The sequence below is a fragment of the Pseudoalteromonas sp. SG43-8 genome (assembly GCF_014164245.1).
GTDB classification, from domain to species: Bacteria; Pseudomonadota; Gammaproteobacteria; order Enterobacterales; family Alteromonadaceae; genus Pseudoalteromonas; species Pseudoalteromonas distincta.
Genome location: NZ_JACJEX010000004.1, coordinates 279291 through 298044, shown reverse-complemented (window position 1 = coordinate 298044; position 18754 = coordinate 279291). Strand labels below are relative to the sequence as shown.

At 39.5% G+C, this 18754-nt stretch carries 15 protein-coding genes; 12 read left to right on the top strand and 3 right to left on the bottom strand.

The genetic code is table 11. The features are described from left to right. Positions 1-333 precede the first annotated feature (333 nt). The 6 genes from H5122_RS10770 (at position 334) to H5122_RS10745 (ending at position 6288) form a co-directional block, all read left to right on the top strand. The gene (locus tag H5122_RS10770; protein ID WP_182681859.1) at positions 334-1074 is read left to right on the top strand and encodes an ABC transporter substrate-binding protein; all 741 of its coding nucleotides are present in this window, start codon (positions 334-336) and stop codon (positions 1072-1074) included. A gap of 7 nt (positions 1075-1081) precedes the next feature. After that, positions 1082-1822: an ABC transporter substrate-binding protein gene (locus H5122_RS10765; RefSeq protein WP_182681860.1), complete on the top strand. Its 741-nt coding sequence runs from the start codon at positions 1082-1084 to the stop codon at positions 1820-1822. A gap of 291 nt (positions 1823-2113) precedes the next feature. After that, on the top strand, positions 2114-3712 hold the full coding sequence (locus H5122_RS10760; RefSeq protein WP_076914907.1) for an ABC-F family ATPase: 1599 nt from the start codon (positions 2114-2116) through the stop codon (positions 3710-3712). 508 nt (positions 3713-4220) lie between these two features. Beyond that, positions 4221-4964 (top strand): ferredoxin--NADP reductase, encoded by a 744-nt coding sequence (locus H5122_RS10755; RefSeq protein WP_002962105.1) that lies wholly within the window; start codon positions 4221-4223, stop codon positions 4962-4964. A gap of 250 nt (positions 4965-5214) precedes the next feature. Beyond that, complete coding sequence (locus H5122_RS10750) at positions 5215-5958, top strand: nuclear transport factor 2 family protein (RefSeq protein ID WP_149603425.1); 744 nt, start codon at positions 5215-5217, stop codon at positions 5956-5958. Between the two features lie 9 nt (positions 5959-5967). Beyond that, positions 5968-6288, top strand: coding sequence for a hypothetical protein (locus tag H5122_RS10745; RefSeq protein ID WP_002962108.1), 321 nt, complete (start codon positions 5968-5970; stop codon positions 6286-6288). A gap of 286 nt (positions 6289-6574) precedes the next feature. On the opposite strand, the gene hemH is transcribed toward H5122_RS10745, so the two are convergent. Further along, positions 6575-7594, bottom strand: a complete 1020-nt coding sequence (hemH, locus tag H5122_RS10740; RefSeq protein WP_024597461.1) for a ferrochelatase — start codon at positions 7592-7594, stop codon at positions 6575-6577. Positions 7595-7668: 74 nt separating this feature from the next. Then, positions 7669-8997 (bottom strand): HD domain-containing phosphohydrolase, encoded by a 1329-nt coding sequence (locus tag H5122_RS10735; protein ID WP_024597460.1) that lies wholly within the window; start codon positions 8995-8997, stop codon positions 7669-7671. A gap of 223 nt (positions 8998-9220) precedes the next feature. On the opposite strand from H5122_RS10735, the gene H5122_RS10730 reads away from it, so the two are divergent. The 3 genes from H5122_RS10730 (at position 9221) to arfA (ending at position 13387) form a co-directional block, all read left to right on the top strand. Further along, the gene (locus H5122_RS10730) at positions 9221-10174 is read left to right on the top strand and encodes a sensor histidine kinase (protein WP_182681861.1); all 954 of its coding nucleotides are present in this window, start codon (positions 9221-9223) and stop codon (positions 10172-10174) included. A 255-nt stretch (positions 10175-10429) separates the two neighbouring features. Next, complete coding sequence (locus H5122_RS10725) at positions 10430-12970, top strand: TonB-dependent siderophore receptor (protein ID WP_182681862.1); 2541 nt, start codon at positions 10430-10432, stop codon at positions 12968-12970. 216 nt (positions 12971-13186) lie between these two features. Continuing rightward, entirely contained in the window at positions 13187-13387 is a 201-nt protein-coding gene (gene arfA / locus H5122_RS10720) for a ribosome alternative rescue factor ArfA (RefSeq protein ID WP_138490164.1), read from the top strand. A gap of 427 nt (positions 13388-13814) precedes the next feature. On the opposite strand, the gene H5122_RS10715 is transcribed toward arfA, so the two are convergent. Beyond that, a complete protein-coding gene (locus H5122_RS10715) occupies positions 13815-14771 on the bottom strand; it encodes a helix-turn-helix domain-containing protein (RefSeq protein ID WP_182681863.1) in 957 nt (318 codons plus the stop codon). Positions 14772-14991: 220 nt separating this feature from the next. Here H5122_RS10715 and H5122_RS10710 point away from each other — a divergent pair, with 220 nt between their 5' ends. From H5122_RS10710 to eat, 3 genes are read left to right on the top strand one after another with little or no spacing between them, the layout of a single operon-like run. Beyond that, the gene (locus H5122_RS10710) at positions 14992-16398 is read left to right on the top strand and encodes an ethanolamine ammonia-lyase subunit EutB (RefSeq protein WP_002959099.1); all 1407 of its coding nucleotides are present in this window, start codon (positions 14992-14994) and stop codon (positions 16396-16398) included. Further along, the gene (gene eutC / locus H5122_RS10705) at positions 16395-17282 is read left to right on the top strand and encodes an ethanolamine ammonia-lyase subunit EutC (RefSeq protein WP_182681864.1); all 888 of its coding nucleotides are present in this window, start codon (positions 16395-16397) and stop codon (positions 17280-17282) included. Before H5122_RS10710 ends, eutC begins: the two co-directional genes overlap by 4 nt. Positions 17283-17341: 59 nt before the next feature. Beyond that, entirely contained in the window at positions 17342-18745 is a 1404-nt protein-coding gene (gene eat / locus H5122_RS10700; protein ID WP_182681865.1) for an ethanolamine permease, read from the top strand. Positions 18746-18754 lie beyond the last annotated feature (9 nt).

The following is an 18754-nucleotide window of genomic DNA, read 5'->3' as shown; positions in this document are numbered from 1 at the left end:
ACCGCTCCTTGGCTAATCGTTTAACAGCTAAGGCACTGTTAATACTGCATTCATTATTTGTTTAATCTACAGGAACAAGCGCATTAAATATAGGCTTAATAAGTAGAAATTTTTAAATTAATACGCCATTGTTGTTAAGCACTGATGTTGAGTGATACATACGCAGTATAAAATTTAAAGTGCAATACAAGCGCCCTTCTATAAACACCTGCATACTAGGCATTCTCATAATTACGGATGGTTTTTACATATTCACACAAACCCGTGCCGCTAAAATACAAAAGCTGGTTTATACTGTTGTAATAATGAGCAAAATAATAACTATGAGGCGTAATGAATAAATTAATTACCATATTTTTATGTTTGCTGTTTACGGCTCCATTTAATGTATTTGCTTGTGAAAGAACCTTTAGCGTGGCATCGCACGATGCTTTTTGGCCGCCTTATGTAATGGGTATTAACGGTAAGCTGCAAGGCTTGGAGGTTGATGCACTTAACATTATATTTGCTGACTCCCCTTTTTGTTTTGAGGTTAAGTTACTACCAAATTCTAAGCGGGCTTTTATTGAGCTTAAATACGGCCGTATTGATTTAGAGTGGGCTGCAAGTTATACAAATGAGCGCGCTAAATATGTGCACTTTAGTGATAACTACCGAACTGAAGTTATGCGTTTATACGAAAACAAAAATAATCAGCATAGCGTTAAAAACCTCGAAGACATTTTTAAACAAGGCTTTATTGTTGGCGCTAACTTTGGAAGCTATTACGGCGAGGAGTTTGAGCAATATAAAACAACGCATAAAAAACAAATTGAATACACCAGTGCAACCAGTAAACGCTTTGAAATGCTTAACAAACAACGTATTGATTTTGCTATTGAAGACGAGTTAGTGGGTGCTTATTTTGGCCAAAAGGGCTCAAATATAAAATTAGTAACCAACATTGAGTATGTAAATAAAGACGATATTTATTTAATGTTTAGCAAACAAACGGTGTCGGTTACTGAGCTTGCAATAATTAATGAGCACATAAACAAAAACAAAACAGCACTTAATGCGCTGTTTAAATACTAGGAGTGTAATGAAAACTTTATTTTTAACATTTACTACACTGCTATTTACTCACTTTAATGCCCTTGCGTGTTCAAAAACATTGGTAATGGGCACTAACGAAACTAATTGGCCGCCTTACCTTGTAAAACAAGGTGATACATTTTTAGGCACAGAAGTGGATGCTGTTAGGGCTATTTTTAAAGATTCAAAATTTTGTATTAAATGGACTTATTTCCCTAGTTTTTCGCGTGTTCAAGCTGAGCTTAAAAATGGTCGAGTAGATATAACCTACGCGGCAAGTTATTCAGAGCAACGTGCTCAATATGCGCACTTTAGTTTGCCTTATCGCGCAGAAGTTATGCATCTTTATAAACATAAAGACTCGCCTGATGTAACAAGCTTACCTGAACTTTTTAGTCAAGATTTTACAGCAGGTATTAACCGAGGAAGCTTTTTTGGTGATGAGCTTGAACAACTCAAAACCAAATATTCAAAACAGGTCGTGCTTACTGCTCAAGCAAATAATCGATTTAGCATGTTAGATAAAAAACGAATCGACTATGTTATTGAAGACTCCGTGGTTGCGCAGTACTTTGTAAAAAAACACTCCTCAATTTCGCAGGTAAAAACTATTACACCGATTAACGTTAACAATGTGCATTTTATGCTAAGCAAGGAGTCGCTAACACTCGATGACGTGGCGACTGTTAATCAGTTAATTACCAAAAATGAGGTGGCTATAAAGTCAATTTATCAACCTGTGCATTAAAGCATGGCTAATAACTTAGCTATTTGGCGCCCCCTCTTTAATATTGCTTGGCATTAGTAATTATTTACATTGTGGCTGTAAGCACATTCAACACTACATACGCTAAAAATAGTGACTTAAAACCGAGAATTGCCGTTATTTTTACTTGGTTATAAATTAGCTGCCTTTTATCTTTCATTCGTTGTGGCTGATCTGTATAATTCGCCAGCTAATTTACCCTATTGTCTGGTTCTTGTTTGTGGCGTTTTGCTGCAGCGTACTCCTGTCAGTACTAATCTAGGATTACCTTTTTTGATCTCCACCGCAAATATTACGATGCAGTTTGGCGCAGAGCCGTTGTTTGAAAACATTTCAGCTAAATTTGGTAACGGTAACCGTTACGGTTTAATTGGCGCTAACGGCTGCGGCAAGTCGACTTTCATGAAAATTTTAAGCGGTGCGCTTGTTCCAAGTGCGGGTAATGTATCTATTACTCCAGGGTTAAAAGTAGGTAACCTAAGCCAAGACCAGTTTGCTTTTGAGCAATACAGCGTTGTAGACGCGGTAATTATGGGCGACGTGGAGCTTTGGAAAGTAAAGCAAGAACGCGAACGAATTTACTCGTTACCAGAAATGAGCGAAGAAGACGGTATGAAAGTTGCCGATCTTGAAAGTGTATTTGCTGAAATGGACGGTTACACGGCAGAAAGCCGCGCTGAAGAAATTTTGCTTGAAGCAGGTATCGATAAAGAATTTCATTACGGTTTAATGGCAAACGTTGCTCCAGGTTGGAAACTACGTGTGCTTTTAGCACAAGCGTTATTTGCAAACCCTGACATTTTGCTACTTGACGAGCCTACCAATAACTTGGATATTCATACAATTACATGGCTTGCTAACGAGCTTAACAAACGTAAATGTACGATGATTATTATTTCGCATGACCGTCACTTTTTAAACTCGGTATGTACACACATGGCCGATATTGATTACGGTGAGCTGCGTATTTACCCTGGTAACTATGAGAAATTTTTAGAAGCTGCGGGCTTACAACGCGAGCAACTTTTAGCTGAAAACGCCAAAAAGAGCGCTGAAATTGACGAGCTACAAGACTTTGTTAACCGTTTTGGTGCTAACGCTTCAAAAGCTAAGCAAGCAAGTTCGCGCGCTAAAAAAATGGATAAAATTAAGCTTGATGAAGTTAAATCTTCAAGCCGTATGAGCCCATCGCTTTCGTTTGACGAAGGTAAAAAAATGTATCGTCAGGCGCTTGAAGTTAATAAGCTTGGCCATGGTTTTGATGGCGAAACGTTATTTAGCGGCGGCGACTTTTTACTTGAAGCAGGCGCTAAGCTTGCTGTAATTGGCGAAAATGGTGTGGGTAAAACTACATTTTTACGCTGTTTAGTAGACGAGCTTAAAAGTAATGAAGGCGAAATTAAGTGGTCTGAAAATGCGAGCTTTGGTTACTGCCCGCAAGACAGCACTAAAGATTTTGATAACGATTTAACGTTGTTTGATTGGATGTCGCAATGGCGTACAGCTAAGCACAACGATTTAATGGTTCGTGGCATGTTAGGCCGTTTGTTGTTTACAGCTGACGATTCAAACAAAAAAGCGCGTAACTGTTCTGGTGGTGAAAAAAACCGCCTGTTATTTGGTAAGTTAATGATGCAAGACGTTAACGTGCTTGTTATGGACGAACCAACTAACCACATGGATATGGAAGCCATTGAAGCGCTTAATAACGCGTTAAAAGATTTCCAAGGTACGCTTATTTTTGTAAGCCATGACCGTGAGTTTGTTTCGTCATTAGCTACACGTATCATTGATATTAAAGATAAAAAAGTAATCGACTTCCAAGGTACGTTTGACGAATACCTAGCAAGTTGTGAAGAGAAAAAAGCGTAAAATTTTTCTTATTGCTTATAAAAACGGTGCTAAATTTAGCGCCGTTTTTTATGTGTGGAATTTGAGTTTAACTATAAAATTAATAAAGGCTTAAATAAATAATTCACTAAGAGGTTAAGAGACGCTACGCTTTTAGAGTCAGTGATAAAATACTCGTTTTCTGGCTTGGCTCTTCTCATTTACTCCTCTTTGGCTTCTCCTAGTGCAATAGTTTTTCAAGTAAATAGTTCACTAATGGTGATATAAGACGCAGCGCTTTTAAAGTAAGTGATAAAATAAAAAACACTGTTTTTTGACTTAATTTTTCTTAGTTACTGCAGCATCGCTTTCTCTTATGCAATTAATGACTCTTATCGCAGAGCTAATTATTCACATTATTTTATTGGTAAATTCTGCATACCTCACTGCTTTAAATCTAGTCATATTCTCCTGTAAGTCTTTGTCACTTAATGCTAATGTTGATGGAGTGAATTATTTAAAACTTTAATAGCTAAACCAAGAGGTAACTATGTCTAATTGGGTTGAAGCAACAGTAAAAAATGTCACGTGGTGGAGCGAAACACTCTTTAGCTTAACCGTTAATGCAAACGTAGAGCCGTTTAAAGCTGGTCAATTTACAAAGCTTTCAATAATGGATGGCGACAAACGTATTGCTCGGGCTTATTCATATGTGAATGCCCCTGAAAACCCCGATCTCGAGTTTTATCTTATTAACGTAATTGACGGTTTGCTCTCTCCTCGTTTAGCTACCTTACAACCTGGCGACACCGTATTAATAGAACAACACGCAACCGGCTTTTTTACCCTTGATGAAATACCACAAAGTGATCAACTTTGGATGTTAGGGACTGGCACTGCCATAGGCCCTTTTTTATCGATATTACAACAGCCCGATGTATGGAAAAAATACAAAACTATAAATTTAGTGCATGGCGTACGTTTTAATAACGACTTAAGCTATCAGGCACTTATTAACGAGCTATTAAGAGTGTACCCAGCACAACTTAACTATATTCCGGTTGTAAGTAGAGAGGAGCCATTACAAGGCTTAAGTGGACGAATTACTAACGCAATTGAGAGCAACCGCTTGTTTGAATATGTAAAATTAAACCCTGAGCCTAGTAACGCGCAATTTATGATTTGCGGAAATCCACAAATGGTAAAAGACACAACCGCGCTACTTCTCGATAAAAACTTTACGCGTAACCGCCGTAAAAACCCCGGCAACATTACGGTAGAGCAGTACTGGTAGGCTTCAGTGGTGGTATTAACTACCCGATAACGTTAAAATTTGCTATGTTGCACCCTTATACTAATTTTATCAAAAATATGATCATTCTATCGCATTGAATAACTCACTAACTGCGTTAAAAATTATTCATATAGAACAGCTATATGTCACAATTTTCGCGTTGTTATTGCGCTATTTTTTAACGCTATAATAGATCGCCTATTTAATGTAATTGGTATTACACGTATTTAGTGTTCATTTTAGGAAAGTTATGAAACCGTTATCTATTATTTTAGCCTCATTAGTCACTACCGTTGCGCTAATTACTTATGCTGCAGAGCAAAGCGAGCCTGAGCAAAAAGAGCCGCAAGTTGAAGCTCAAGCAAGCGTTGAAAAGCCAAAAGTTGAAAATGAGCAATCAGTAACTCAAACCAACACTGACGACAAAGTAAATACGCTTGAATACAAAGCGCCAGAGCTTAAAAAGCCAACAATTGATGCGACTAAACCAGACGATTCAAAAGTATTAGGTAACGAGCAAATTAAACCTGCTGAAAAGCCTAAAAATAAAATAGAAAAAGCAGTGGCTGTAGCCGAAGCTGAAAAAGCAGTAACTCAAGCAAAAGAAGCACTTACAGTTAAGCAGCAAACTAAAGCTAAACAATCGCGCGAATCACTTGCTGTGGTAGAGCAGCTAGTTAAAGCATATAACGCACGTAACATTGAAGAGTTTCTTCGTGTATATGCCGAAGATGTTGAGTTTTATATTTTCCCTAATGAGCTATTATTTAAAGGTAAAGAAAAACTAATAGAACGTTATGGGCTAATGTTTAAAAAGTTAAAGTGTATTCACTCATCACCAATTAAGCGCATAGTGCACGGTGATATAGTGATTGATCACGAACTTTCAGAAACTTGTTCAACTGACGAAAACGTAGTTGATAAACGCTCAGAACTTATTTCGAGTTATCAAATTAAAGATGGGAAAATAGTACGCGTACTGTTTTTTAGATAAAGGCTTTAAATGCAAATAAATGACGACAAAAAAATTCGCTTAATGTATCGCATTGAGCCAGGTTGCCTTGGACCTAAGGGTGCTGAGCATATTGAAGATTTTTGTCGTTTTGCAAACAAGCATATTAAATCCCCCTTTTATGGCCAGTTTGTATTTTTACCACGTTACGATAAAACCATAGACGAGCGACAATACAGCGTTAACAGCCGCAATTTATCACTTGCTCAGGCTCGGGCTTACTTAAAGCACTTTGATATTAATATTGAAGAATTTGAAGAACAACTCGACGAGCTCCTCACAAAAGCGATTGATTTATACTTTAAGCGATAGCGTTTAATTGCTGTAGCTTAGGTATTACCTCCCCTCAAACGTACATTTTTATTTATTTTAATTACTATTAAAAATATAAATAATTTCTTTCACAAAGATAAGGTAATCAGTAATAACTGAGAAAAACCAGATCAGCCAATATGTATCATTTACTCTAAAAGCGCAGCGCCTCTTAACCTCTTTGTGAATTAATTAACTAAATATTTTAAAAGCATTAAAAACAAAAAAGCGGTGTTAATTTTAACACCGCTTAATGCGTAATATATTTAGCTTTAGTAAGCTTGGGTTACAACATAGGTTTTATAACATCAAACACAGCTTCTATATGGTCGTCTCTGTCGTTTAGTGCCGCTATGTAACGGTATTTTTCGCCGCCTGCGTTTTCGAATATTTCACGGTTTTCACCTTCTAGCTCTTCAAGTGTTTCTAGGCAGTCGGCGCTAAAAGCAGGACTTATAATAGCTACATCGGTAATACCTTCATCAGGTAAGGCTGCAAGAGTTGCGTCGGTATAAGGCTTTAACCACTCTGCTTTACCAAATCGACTTTGAAAAGTACTAATTACTTTGTCTTTATCAAGGCCTAGTTTTTCGACAACTAAACGCGTGGTTTGTAAACATAGGCAATGGTACGGATCGCCGCGATCTAAAAACAATTTAGGCATACCGTGATACGAAAAAACAATTTTTTGTGGCATACCATTCGCTTCTAAATCCTCACTAATACTATTAGCAAGCGACTCAATATAACGGGTGTTTTTATGATAGCCATTTATAAAATGTAGTTCTGGCACCCAGCGCCATTTACGCAGTACGCTTGATACAGCATCAAATGTAGAACCCGTAGTTGGGCTAGAATATTGCGGGTACATTGGTAAAATAATTATACGCGTTAAGCCTTTATCACGAAGCTCTTCAAGGCCTGCCTCTATTGAAGGGTTGCCATAACGCATTGCCATTACGACTTCAGTATTGGTATAACCTTGCTCTTTTAATAAGGTATTTAACTTTACACTTTGCTGGCGAGTAATGTGGGTCAGTGGTGAGCCGTTTTCGGTCCATATACTCTCGTATAATTTAGCCGAACGTTTAGGGCGTACGCGTAAAATAATGCCATGTAAAATTATCATCCATACCAAGCGTGGTATTTCTACAATGCGTGGATCTGATAAAAATTCGCGTAAATATGTACGAAGCGCAGCCGCTGTTGGTGCATCAGGGCTGCCTAGGTTAGTTAGCAGTATTCCCGTTTTTTGGTTAAAACGCCCATCATGGGGGTTGTCAGTAACCGCAGAAAATCGCGACACAGAGTGCTCCTTCAAGCAAATTCAATAATCTATTTTATGCACATTGTAACGAAAAAAACTGCGGTTTAGATCAATCATTTAGCAGTTTTCACCATTATTCTGAACGGAGTTGGTTTTTTCGATTCTAGCTGTTGGAGTTTTTCTATCGATTTACTGCCAAATACATGACCTTTGGGCAGCAACATTATGCCCGTATGGCTGTGTAAAGCATGGCCCAGTACCATTTGATCTTTGAGTTCATGGGCGTTACAAATTAGCACTGATCCTGCTGAACTTTTTTGTTCGTGTAGTTTTGCATGGCTTGCTTCAAGTGCACGTACAATTTTAGGATGGTAAAACGAACCGCTATAAAGTTTTACACTTTCGAGTGCGTCATCGTGGCGCTGCTTTTCATCACTTGCATTGCTCTGCTCAAACGCATCCCAATAGTCGCGCGCTAAACCTAGCACCATAGCGCCTATTGGTATGTCGTTTCCGGCAAGGCCTTTGGGCATTCCGTTTCCGTTAAAGCGCTCAAACTGATAATAAATAGCATCCGACAAGTCATGTAAATGTATTGCTGGCATTAACATTAATTGTGCAGTACTTGGGTGAGTATAAAAGGTTTTGCGTTGTTGCTCGTTTAAGCGGTTAACTGGTTTTTTATAAAGATCAGGATCCATAGCAAGCAAGCCTATTTGCGCCAAGTAACCAGCCATAGGGGCAAGATCAATGCTTTTTTGCGACAAGTTTAAGTAAAGTGCTATTTGTGTGCAGGTATTAGCAATATTTTGTGCTTTGTTGCCATCTAGGTAAGGGTTTGCGTTAACAAAATTATATAGCAGCTCTACGGTCGATTTATGCTCTTGTTTTTCGCGCTCGTTGGCGTCTTCAAGCTTTTTTAAAACCTGTTTGATTTGTAAGGTGCGTTTTTCTACCCGTTGTTCAAGCGAATTATTAAGCTCTAGCAACTCTTGGTTTTGCGCTTTAACTTGTGCCTCTAATTTTTGATTTTGTTTTTTTAGTGCAAATTTTTCTAGGCTATCTCTAATGCTACGAAGTAATAAATCGTTTTGCCAAGGCTTTTGAATATAACCATTTATTTGGCCCTGATTAACAGCCGCTAAGGTGGTTTGTATGTCGGCGTAACCGGTTAATAAAATGCGTTGGGTGTCGGGTGCCAGCGCACGCGCTTTTTCTAAAAACTCGGCACCGTTCATTACCGGCATACGCATATCGCTAATAATTAAACCAAACTCATGATTTTTAAAAAGTGTTAATGCGTTTTGCGGATTATCGCAAACAATAACCGTTAAGCCATTTACTTCAAGTAGTCGTGTTAACGTACGTAGTACTATTTCATCATCATCAATGCAAAGTACATCAACCTGATTTATTGGTGTGCTTGGTGTTACTTGAGTCATTGAGTCGCCTTTAAATTACTTCTGGTTAAATAATAGCTTAAAAAATATTCTATGGTGTGTTTGTGACTACCTTTTATATTAAGTGGTATTTATATAATGGAGTTATTAGCAATAAGTGGATAATTACTCATGCATAAAATTAGGACTTGGCTGCACTAAAGTTGCAAATTTGCATACAGACGACTAAACGTTAAGTATAAAGTTATCTATATGGATGAAAGGAATGAATGGATCAGATGGTAATTTTGAACGTGCTTTTTTAAACGAACAAAAGCTGCGCTTGGCCGCAGAACAATTACTCAAAGATAAAAGCACCGTTTTAGTTGCCATAAATAATGAACTTCAAAAAAAAGTAGCCGATTTAGAACACCAGCAAATGCTGTTTGTGCAAACCGAAAAAATGGCAACCTTAGGAACGCTTTGTGCAGGCGTAGCCCACGAAATAAATACCCCGCTTGCCTATGCAATGAGTAATATAGAAAGCTTACAAAATTCTACCCCTTTGCTTATCACGTTGCTAAAACTTAACGAGCAATACTTAAACAATGAAATTAAAGAGAGTCGTTTTAAACACGAAATAGACATACTCAATTTACAGTATCCGTATGCGTGGCTTTATAACAATTTGCAGGGACAAGTTAACGACAGCGTTGAAGGACTCAAACGAATAAAACAAATTGTGCATGACTTATTAAACTTTGCCCACCCATCCTCCTCGCAAGATAAGCAACTAACCGATGTAACAACGGGTGCTAATAATGCTTTAAGGCTATTGAGTAGCAAACTTAAATTATGCGAAATAAAAACGCGGTTTGAACCCCTACCTCTCATTTGGTGCAATTTATCGTCAATTAATCAAATTTTTGTAAATCTATTAATGAATGCTTGGCAAGCATGCGAGCTTGATTTAGAAAAAGGCTGCATTATTGAAGTCAATATTTTTGAACTAGACACAAATATCTGTATTGAGATAAAAGATAATGGCTGTGGAATGAGTGAAGACACAATAGCGCATATGTTTGACCCTTTTTACACAACAAAAGAAGTCGGAAAAGGCACCGGTATGGGTATGACACTTGTATACGCTATGGTGAGCGATCACGGTGGAAAAATAGAAGTTAACAGTACATTAGGCACAGGTACGACCATTCGCTGCCTATTACCTTTAAAAGTGTAAACTAACGAACAAAATCACATTGTAAATAAAGTGTTAAATATTCTATTTTATGACGTTTAATCCTTTAGCCGCGTGTATTTTAACCAATTTGATGTGGTTTTTTCTTATCTTGAAGTTTATTTGCATACTTAGACCAAATATTTAGTTTTTTTCATTTCTTTTTGTTTGCATATGTTGCTAGGATGTTTGCAACAGGTTATGAGCATCATAACCACACACATATTATTAAGAATACAAAAAAACAGGGTCGTCACTATGTCAACATACCGTTTAAACACACTTGCTGTAGCCGTTGCTTTCACGTTTAGCGCACCAAGCATTGTTAACGCTGAAGAAGCACCAGTGCAAGCTGCTAAAAACATAGAGCAAATATCTGTATTAGGATCGCGTGTATCTAACCGCACCTCTACAGAGTCTTCTTCTCCTATTGACTTAATTGACGCGGATGATTTAACTAAAGGTGGTTTTACCGAATTAGGCCAAAGCCTTCAAGCGACAGCGCCTTCATTTAACTTTTCGCGTACACAAGTATCTGACGGTTCTGATTTATTTAGACCCGCCACACTTCGTGGCTTACAACCAGATCAAACCCTTGTATTAGTAAATGGTAAACGTCGTCATAACCAATCAATTTTTGGCCTTAACGGTACAGTAGGCGCAGGCGCTGCGGGTACTGATATGAATGCCATTCCGCTAACAGCGCTTAAAGGCGTTGAAGTATTACGCGACGGCGCTGCAGCGCAGTATGGCTCTGATGCTATTGCAGGTGTTATTAACTTATCTCTTAATAACTCAACCGGTATTACAACGGGTTTTGTACAATACGGCGGCACAAGTGAAGGTGACGGCGACACTATTTCAGCAGGTTTAAACCGTGGTTTTGAATTAGGTAACGAAGGCGGCTTCATTAACCTATCGCTTGAGTACCGTGATGCCGACGGCACTAACCGTGCAGAGCGCGATACGGGTGGTTCGCTTAATGTTGAACCAGGTACACTAAGTGAAGATGTACGCTGGGGCCAAGGTAACTCAGAAAGTGAATTTACGTCGTTATTTTACAACATGGCATTACCAATGGGCGACGGCGAGCTTTACTCGTTTGGTGGCTACTCTGAGCGCACGGCGCTGGGTAATGGTTTTTACCGTAACTTTAACGAAGCCTCTAAAAACGTAACCCAAGTATACAGCGATGGTTTTTTACCGCGCATATATAACGAAGCACAAGATATTTCAGTCGCGCTTGGGTTTAAAGGCGATATAAACACAGACTGGACTTACGATGTATCAGCCGTTTATGGTGAAAACCAATACGATTTTACATCACGCAATACATTAAATGCTTCTTACGCGGCTGAGTATTTATTTAATAACCCAGATGCAAGCGATGCCGACATTGCAGCAAACTCAGGCCCTACTGGCGGTTACTCAGGCGGTTTTAGATTCGATCAAACAACGGTTAACCTTGATGTAAACGGTATTGTAGATATTGGCCGTAGTGAGCCTTTATATGTAACAGTAGGCGCCGAATACCGTAAAGAAAACTACGAAATAGTGCCTGGCGATGAAGCATCATACGCGTGTGGGTTAGCAAATATGGATACTTCGTACCCATCAGTAAACGATCCGGATCAATTTGCACAGTGTGGTTTTCAGGCTTATAACGGCCTTCGCCCTGAAGCGGCTAACGATAGCGACCGTAACAGCTACGCAGTTTATGTAGACGTAGAAACTATGATCACCGACGCATGGAACGTAAGTGGTGCGCTACGCTATGAAGATTTCTCAGATGCTGGGGATGATTTAATTGGTAAATTAGCAACACGTTATGAATTTTCAGATGACTTTGCAGTACGTGGTGCACTGTCTACTGGTTTTAGAGCGCCATCACTTCAACAAAGTGGTTATACAGCCTTTACAACTAACTTAGGCTCAGACGGCACATTAACGCAGTCGTTCACGGCAAACACCGGTACAGCCTTCCCAAGTGCGTTAGGCGTAGATAGCTTAGAGCTTGAAACATCAACAAACTACAGTGCTGGTTTTGTTTACGATGTAACAAGCGAGCTTTCGTTAACGGTTGATTTTTACCGTGTAGAAATTGAAGACCGTATTACACTTGGCAGCTTACTTTCGGCTGACGACGTATCGTTTAGCTCTGAAGCGGTTGCAGCGCTACAAACAACTGGTGCAGTGCAAGCTAACTACTTCTCAAACTCGGTTGATTCTACTACGCAAGGTGTTGATATTATTGCATCGTACCGCACTGAAGTTGAAGGCGGTAATTTAGGAGTAACCTTTGCAGGTAACCTAAACGATACTAAAATTGACAGCGTAAATGCAGAAGACGGTATTCCTGAAACGGTTGCTTTTGATGATTTACAACGTAGCTTTTTTACCGACGGACAACCGAGCGAACGTGCAACGCTTACGTTTGACTACGAACGCGATGCCTACACATCAACCATTCGCTTTAACTACTTTGGCGAAACAGACGTAAAATACTTTGGTAACGACCATATTTCATTACCAGGTGAGCTTTCGCCTACGGGTTCATTTAAACCAACAAGTACGGTTGAGTCTGCTGTGTTAGTTGATTTAAATGTTAGCTACCAAATAAATGACATGTTTGCGCTTTCGGTAGGTGCCGATAACGTATTTGACGAAACGCCAGATGAATTAGGTGATGACGAAGTACTTAATTTTATCACTAATGGCGCATTTAAATATCCAGTACGCGCATTGCCATACGGCTTTGACGGCAGAACGTACTACGCAAAAGTAAGCTTTAGTTTTTAATTATCTTATAAAAAAGTAAAGCAAACTAAGTAATATTAAGCGCAGTTATTAACTGCGCTTTTTTTATGCTTTTTTATTATTAAAAAACTACCAAATGGATGTTAAAAATACTTGCGCGGTTGAAAATTAAGTCTACAATCGCCATCTTTTAAATAGGCCAATATAAAAGCCTCTTTATTATTTAACTTAAAATAACCATTAGTTGATAGGAAATATATGACTAAAAAATCTAAAGCAAAAACCGTAAACACCAGCGCGGTAGACACAGGACGAGGCGTTATAAACCACAATGCACTAGCGGCGATGGTCACCTCTAAATTATTTAAACCACAAGTGGTTAAAGCTAAAAAAGGCAAAGGCTCGTTTAAACGCAACAACAAGCATTCAGGACAAGAGTCCTATTTAATCGCGGCTTAAATAGCACCGATCAAATAGGGCTTTTGAATATAGTAAGCGAGGTTTTATACCTCGCTTTTACTTTTAGTTCTTTATTATTTTAACTTCCAAGCTGTCCTCTAAAAGCCCAGCGCCTCCAAACCTCTTTGTGAATAACAGCCCTTAAAATATGAATGCACAAAGAGAAGAAAAAGAGGAGTAAATGAGCAGACAAAGTCCATTTGTTTAAGTTATATGGTATTTCACCACCGAGTTTACCGATGCGCTGTGCACTACACAAAGAAAACACGAGTAATGTTAGTCACTGGTCCTTGTTTTCTCTTTCACTTTTCGGTGATGATTAAGTTACTTGTTACTAATGCAGCCGACTAAATGTAAAAGCGGTGCTTTTAAACGCCAGCAAGCTGCACGTCTACAGGTGCTTATACTCAAGTTAGAAGTGTCATTTTTAACCTTTAAAACTATTATTTTTAACTGTTTGTGATGGGTTTTCACCAAATAGTTGCGTGTAATCTTTAGCAAATTGTCCCGCGTGCCAAAATCCCCAATTGGCTGCTATTACTGAAATGGGCTTATCTTGGTTTGGTTTTTTTAGCTCTCGCCTTACATTATTTAAGCGTGTTAAACGTAAAAACCGCAAAGGGTTAATTCCTAAAATACTCTCAAAGCTATATTGAAGTGTGCGCCTACTTACAAAAGCAAGCTCGCACAGCTCAGTTATGGTTATTGGGTTTTGTGGATTTGTGGCTACGTAATCTTTTACTTTATCTACTACGGCTTTTCGATGTTTATAACTTGGCGCAATATTTTGCTGCGGATTGTCTGCTTGTAATAAGTGTAGTGCCAACATGTTTAGCATATCTTGTTGCGATTCGGTTTTAAGTCCAAAGCCCTTGCCTACAACCATGCTATTAATTATTTGCCTTGCCGTTTGCAAAGATGAGTTACTCACCGATAAGCGAGCTGATTGTGCAGATACGAGGTTTTTCAATGTTACGCCTTGTAGCTGCGCCATATATTCAATTGAGTTCCAATCGATTACCAAACCATAAATATTAAATTGCTCAGGGGTTATCAGCTCAAAGTCGTTATCACTTGTACGGCACATAAATTGATTACTTGCCACACTTAAACCATTAATTTTACTTTGCTGTGACTGACAAGGAATACCAAGCCAAACCGAATTAGGGGCTATGTTACATTGCTGACGAAGCGCTCGCTCAGTGTATTCTTTAAACACATGAATATTGGCGTAATCCGTTTCTTCAATACAACCATAAAAGCTGCCGTCGCTCATTTGATCGTATTTTTGCTGCCATTGAGTAAGGCTATGCGCTTGCTCGTCTATATCGTGTGTTTGCACCTTGCTCTTTAGTGGTGCGTTAAAGCTACTTTGCTGCGCCATATCGGGGATGCTCTTTTTCGTTACACTTTCATTATGCTTAAGTTAACACCGCTTTGCGTGTGTAACCAATTGAATTGGATTAATAAATAATCTTTTGCCGAAATTCGATAGTTACTTGGTACAAAATAAGCTGTCTTGTAACTATTCAATATTGATTTATAGCTAAAGATGCGGCTAAACCTATACCAAGGTTGATCATATTAGTTATGTGGAGTAAATCATGGGGCAAGCGTACAGTTACACTTTAGGTACACATACTTATAAATTCAAGAACTTAGCCCAGTTAATGGCTAAAGCTACACCGCAGCGTTCGGGTGATCGCTTAGCGGGCGTAATTGCACAATCAGCACAAGAACGTGCTGTGGCACAAATGACATTGGCGGATATTCCTCTTAAAACATTTTTAAATGAGGTACTTATTCCCTACGAAGATGACGAAATTACACGCTTAATTATTGACGAGCACGATGCGAATGCCTTTATGGCTATTGCACATTTAACCGTAGGCGATTTTCGTAATTGGCTTTTAAGTGACTTTGCAACACCTGCTGTACTTGCAAGTATAAGGCAAGGTATTACGCCGGAAATGGCTGCTGCAGTTAGCAAAATAATGCGCAATCAAGATCTCATATTAATTGCTAAAAAGTGCCATGTTACGAGTGCTTTTAGAAATACTATTGGCCTCCCCGGGCATTTATCTACACGTTTACAACCAAATCACCCAACTGACGATATTAATGGTATTGCTGCATGCATGCTTGATGGTTTGCTATACGGTAATGGCGATGCAGTAATAGGTATAAACCCTGCAACCGATAACGTTGCCCAAGCCATTAAGTTAATGACGTTAATGGATGATGTTATTCAAAAGTACGCCATACCGACCCAAAGCTGCGTGCTCACCCATGTTACTAACACCATTGAATGTATAGAAGCTGGCGCACCAGTTGATTTAGTATTTCAGTCGATTGGTGGCACAGAGGCTACTAATTCAAGTTTTGGTTTTAATTTAAATACCTTGGCTGAAGCGCAAGATGCCGCTTTGAGTTTAAAGCGTGGCACTGTTGGCAATAATGTAATGTATTTTGAAACTGGGCAAGGCAGTTCGCTTTCAGCAAATGCGCATCATGAGCTTGATCAGCAAACGTGCGAAGCTCGCGCTTATGCCGTTGCTCGTAAGTTTAACCCGTTACTGGTTAATACCGTGGTGGGGTTTATTGGCCCTGAATATTTGTTTGATGGTAAAGAAATTACCCGAGCAGGACTTGAGGATCATTTTTGCGCTAAGTTACTAGGCATACCGATGGGATGCGATGTGTGTTACACCAATCATGCAGAGGCTGATCAAAACGATATGGATAACTTGCTTACGCTATTAGGTGTTGCTGGTTGCTCGTTTGTAATGGGAATACCTGGCTCTGACGATATTATGCTTAATTACCAAACTACGTCTTTTCATGATGCATTATATGTTCGCCGTGTACTTGGCTCTAGACCTGCCCCCGAGTTTGAAGCATGGCTAAGCAAAATGAAAATAATGCAAAGCACTACCGATATTACACTTTCAGATACCTTGCCTCCCGCTTTTGCTAAACCTCTGGGTGCAATTACTGGAGGTGGCTCATGAAATCACGTTTAAAACAGAGCACTCCTTTAGATGACTCAGTAAACGAGCATAAAAATAACGGTAATGTAGTGCATAACCCTTGGAGTGATTTACGCCGTTTTACCGACGCCCGTATTGGGCTTGGGCGTGCGGGTATAAGTTTACCCACCTCAGAAATGCTGGCTTTTCAGCTATCTCATGCACAAGCACGCGATGCGGTGAGTTTTCCGCTTGATATTAACAAAATGACTGAGCAAATAGGCAGTATTAGTGCTCTAAAAGAGGTTGACCCTCCCCTGCATTTACACAGCCAAGCCGTTGACAGGGTTACTTACCTTCAGCGACCCGATTTAGGCCGCAAGCTTGATGAAAATGGTAGGCAAATACTTCTCAGCTATATGAATAAACAAAAGCACACTACGCAGGCTAAATACGATTTAGCGATTGTAGTGGTTGATGGACTCTCCTCGTTGGCGGTACAAAAAAATGCATGCCCATTTATAACAGAGCTATTAGCGCACCTTACAACAGACAAGCAATTTAAAATTGCCCCCATTACTTTGGTTGAACAAGGTCGAGTAGCAATTGGCGACGATATAGGTGAGTTGCTAAATGCGCAGGTGGTTATGGTGTTAATAGGAGAGCGCCCAGGACTTAGTTCGCCAGATAGCCTTGGCTTGTATTTAACATGGGAGCCTAAAACAGGACTTAACGATGCATGTCGTAATTGCATATCGAATATTCGCCCAGCAGGCCTACCTTATACAGAAGCGGCTAGGCGTGCGCTGTACTTATTACGTGAAGCTAAAAAACTAAAACTAACTGGGGTTAATTTAAAAGACCGTACACAAGACGATGTAATTGAGCATCAGGTTTCAACCACTAACTTTTTAATTGCTGAGTAATTTTAATTAAAAACACATGAAATAAAACAATAAAAACTAAACATCAACGGAGAAGGGTTATGTCTACTAATAATACAGAGTACCTTGCTAAAAGACAGTTAAAACGAGGTACTGCGGGGTGGTTATTACTCGCAGGTTTGGGTGTGTCGTATGTAATATCGGGTGACTTTGCAGGTTGGAACTTTGGTATTGCCGAAGCGGGTTGGGGTGGCTTTGCCATTGCTGCAGTGTTAATGGCAGTTATGTATTTAGCGCTGGTATTGTCGCTTGCTGAAATGTCAGCTGCAATACCTGCAGCAGGCGGTGGTTATAGTTTTGCGCGCCAAGCTATGGGGCCTGCGGGAGGCTATTTAACCGGGCTTGCGGTATTAATTGAATACGCCTTAGCACCCGCTGCTATTGTTATTTTTATAGGCTCTGCAGTTGAAGCCCTCACTGGGTTTAATGGACCATGGGTATATGCATTATTTTACTTACTATTTGTGGGAATTCATTTAGCAGGCGTAGGAGAAGCACTTAAAGTAATGATGGTAATAAGTGGTTTAGCAGTATTAGCTATTATTGCAACGGCTTTTGTTTTAATTACAAATTTTGATGCATCACGCTTATTTGACGTCCCCGTAACCGATGCAGTGGGAGCCAGTGAGTTTTTACCTTTAGGTTGGTACGGGGTTTGGGCTGCATTACCGTTTGCCATGTGGTTATTTTTAGCGGTGGAAGGTGTACCGCTTGCTGCAGAAGAGGCAAAAGATCCCGCTAAAGATGTGCCAAAAGGCATTATTGGTGCAATGATCTTTTTGTTATTTACTGCTTTTTTAGTTGTTGTTTTAGTGCCTGGCGCTGGCGGTGCTGCTGCAATGGGCGCAAGTGCTGTACCTTTGGTTGATGCATTAAATGCATCGGGTAGTGAGGGCTTAGCAACTGTAGTAAATATATTCGGGCTTGCGGGTTTAGTTGCTTCGTTTTTCTCTATTATTTATGGTTATAGTCGCTTAGTGTTTGCTTTATCTAGAGCCGGATATTTATCGCGTTCGTTGTCGATTACAACTAATCGCAAAGTGCCAGCACGTGCGTTGATTGTACCTGCCGTATTTGGTTTTTTAGTATCACTTAGTGGCGAGGGTGATTTAATACTTGCAATGGCTGTAGTAGGTGCAACGGTATCGTATGCATTAATGGCGCTGAGCCATATTTTACTACGCGTTAAACAACCTGACTTACCTCGCCCTTATAAAACCCCTGGTGGTGTAGTAACTTCAAGTATTGCTTTAGTGCTTTCGCTTATAGCATTAACCGGAGTGTATGCGTTCGACCCTCGTGCATTTTTATACACTATGATGCTGTTTATTGTGGGCGCCGTATATTACTTTGGCTACAGCTCAAAACACTTAGTTGCTAAAAGCGCTGATGAAGAGTTTGCAATGTTGGCAGATGCAGAATCTGATTTAGAGATGGCTAAGTAAATATTAATA

What these genes read in the sequence shown, in the direction of transcription:
- H5122_RS10745 (WP_002962108.1), top strand. Translation starts at nt 5,968, where the DNA reads ATGCAAATAAATGACGACAAAAAAATTCGCTTAATGTATCGCATTGAG.
- H5122_RS10770 (WP_182681859.1), top strand. Translation starts at nt 334, where the DNA reads ATGAATAAATTAATTACCATATTTTTATGTTTGCTGTTTACGGCTCCA.
- H5122_RS10755 (WP_002962105.1), top strand. Translation starts at nt 4,221, where the DNA reads ATGTCTAATTGGGTTGAAGCAACAGTAAAAAATGTCACGTGGTGGAGC.
- arfA (WP_138490164.1), top strand. Translation starts at nt 13,187, where the DNA reads ATGACTAAAAAATCTAAAGCAAAAACCGTAAACACCAGCGCGGTAGAC.
- H5122_RS10730 (WP_182681861.1), top strand. Translation starts at nt 9,221, where the DNA reads ATGAATGGATCAGATGGTAATTTTGAACGTGCTTTTTTAAACGAACAA.
- eutC (WP_182681864.1), top strand. Translation starts at nt 16,395, where the DNA reads ATGAAATCACGTTTAAAACAGAGCACTCCTTTAGATGACTCAGTAAAC.
- H5122_RS10750 (WP_149603425.1), top strand. Translation starts at nt 5,215, where the DNA reads ATGAAACCGTTATCTATTATTTTAGCCTCATTAGTCACTACCGTTGCG.
- H5122_RS10735 (WP_024597460.1), bottom strand. Translation starts at nt 8,997, where the DNA reads ATGACTCAAGTAACACCAAGCACACCAATAAATCAGGTTGATGTACTT.
- H5122_RS10765 (WP_182681860.1), top strand. Translation starts at nt 1,082, where the DNA reads ATGAAAACTTTATTTTTAACATTTACTACACTGCTATTTACTCACTTT.
- eat (WP_182681865.1), top strand. Translation starts at nt 17,342, where the DNA reads ATGTCTACTAATAATACAGAGTACCTTGCTAAAAGACAGTTAAAACGA.
- H5122_RS10725 (WP_182681862.1), top strand. Translation starts at nt 10,430, where the DNA reads ATGTCAACATACCGTTTAAACACACTTGCTGTAGCCGTTGCTTTCACG.
- H5122_RS10710 (WP_002959099.1), top strand. Translation starts at nt 14,992, where the DNA reads ATGGGGCAAGCGTACAGTTACACTTTAGGTACACATACTTATAAATTC.
- H5122_RS10715 (WP_182681863.1), bottom strand. Translation starts at nt 14,771, where the DNA reads ATGGCGCAGCAAAGTAGCTTTAACGCACCACTAAAGAGCAAGGTGCAA.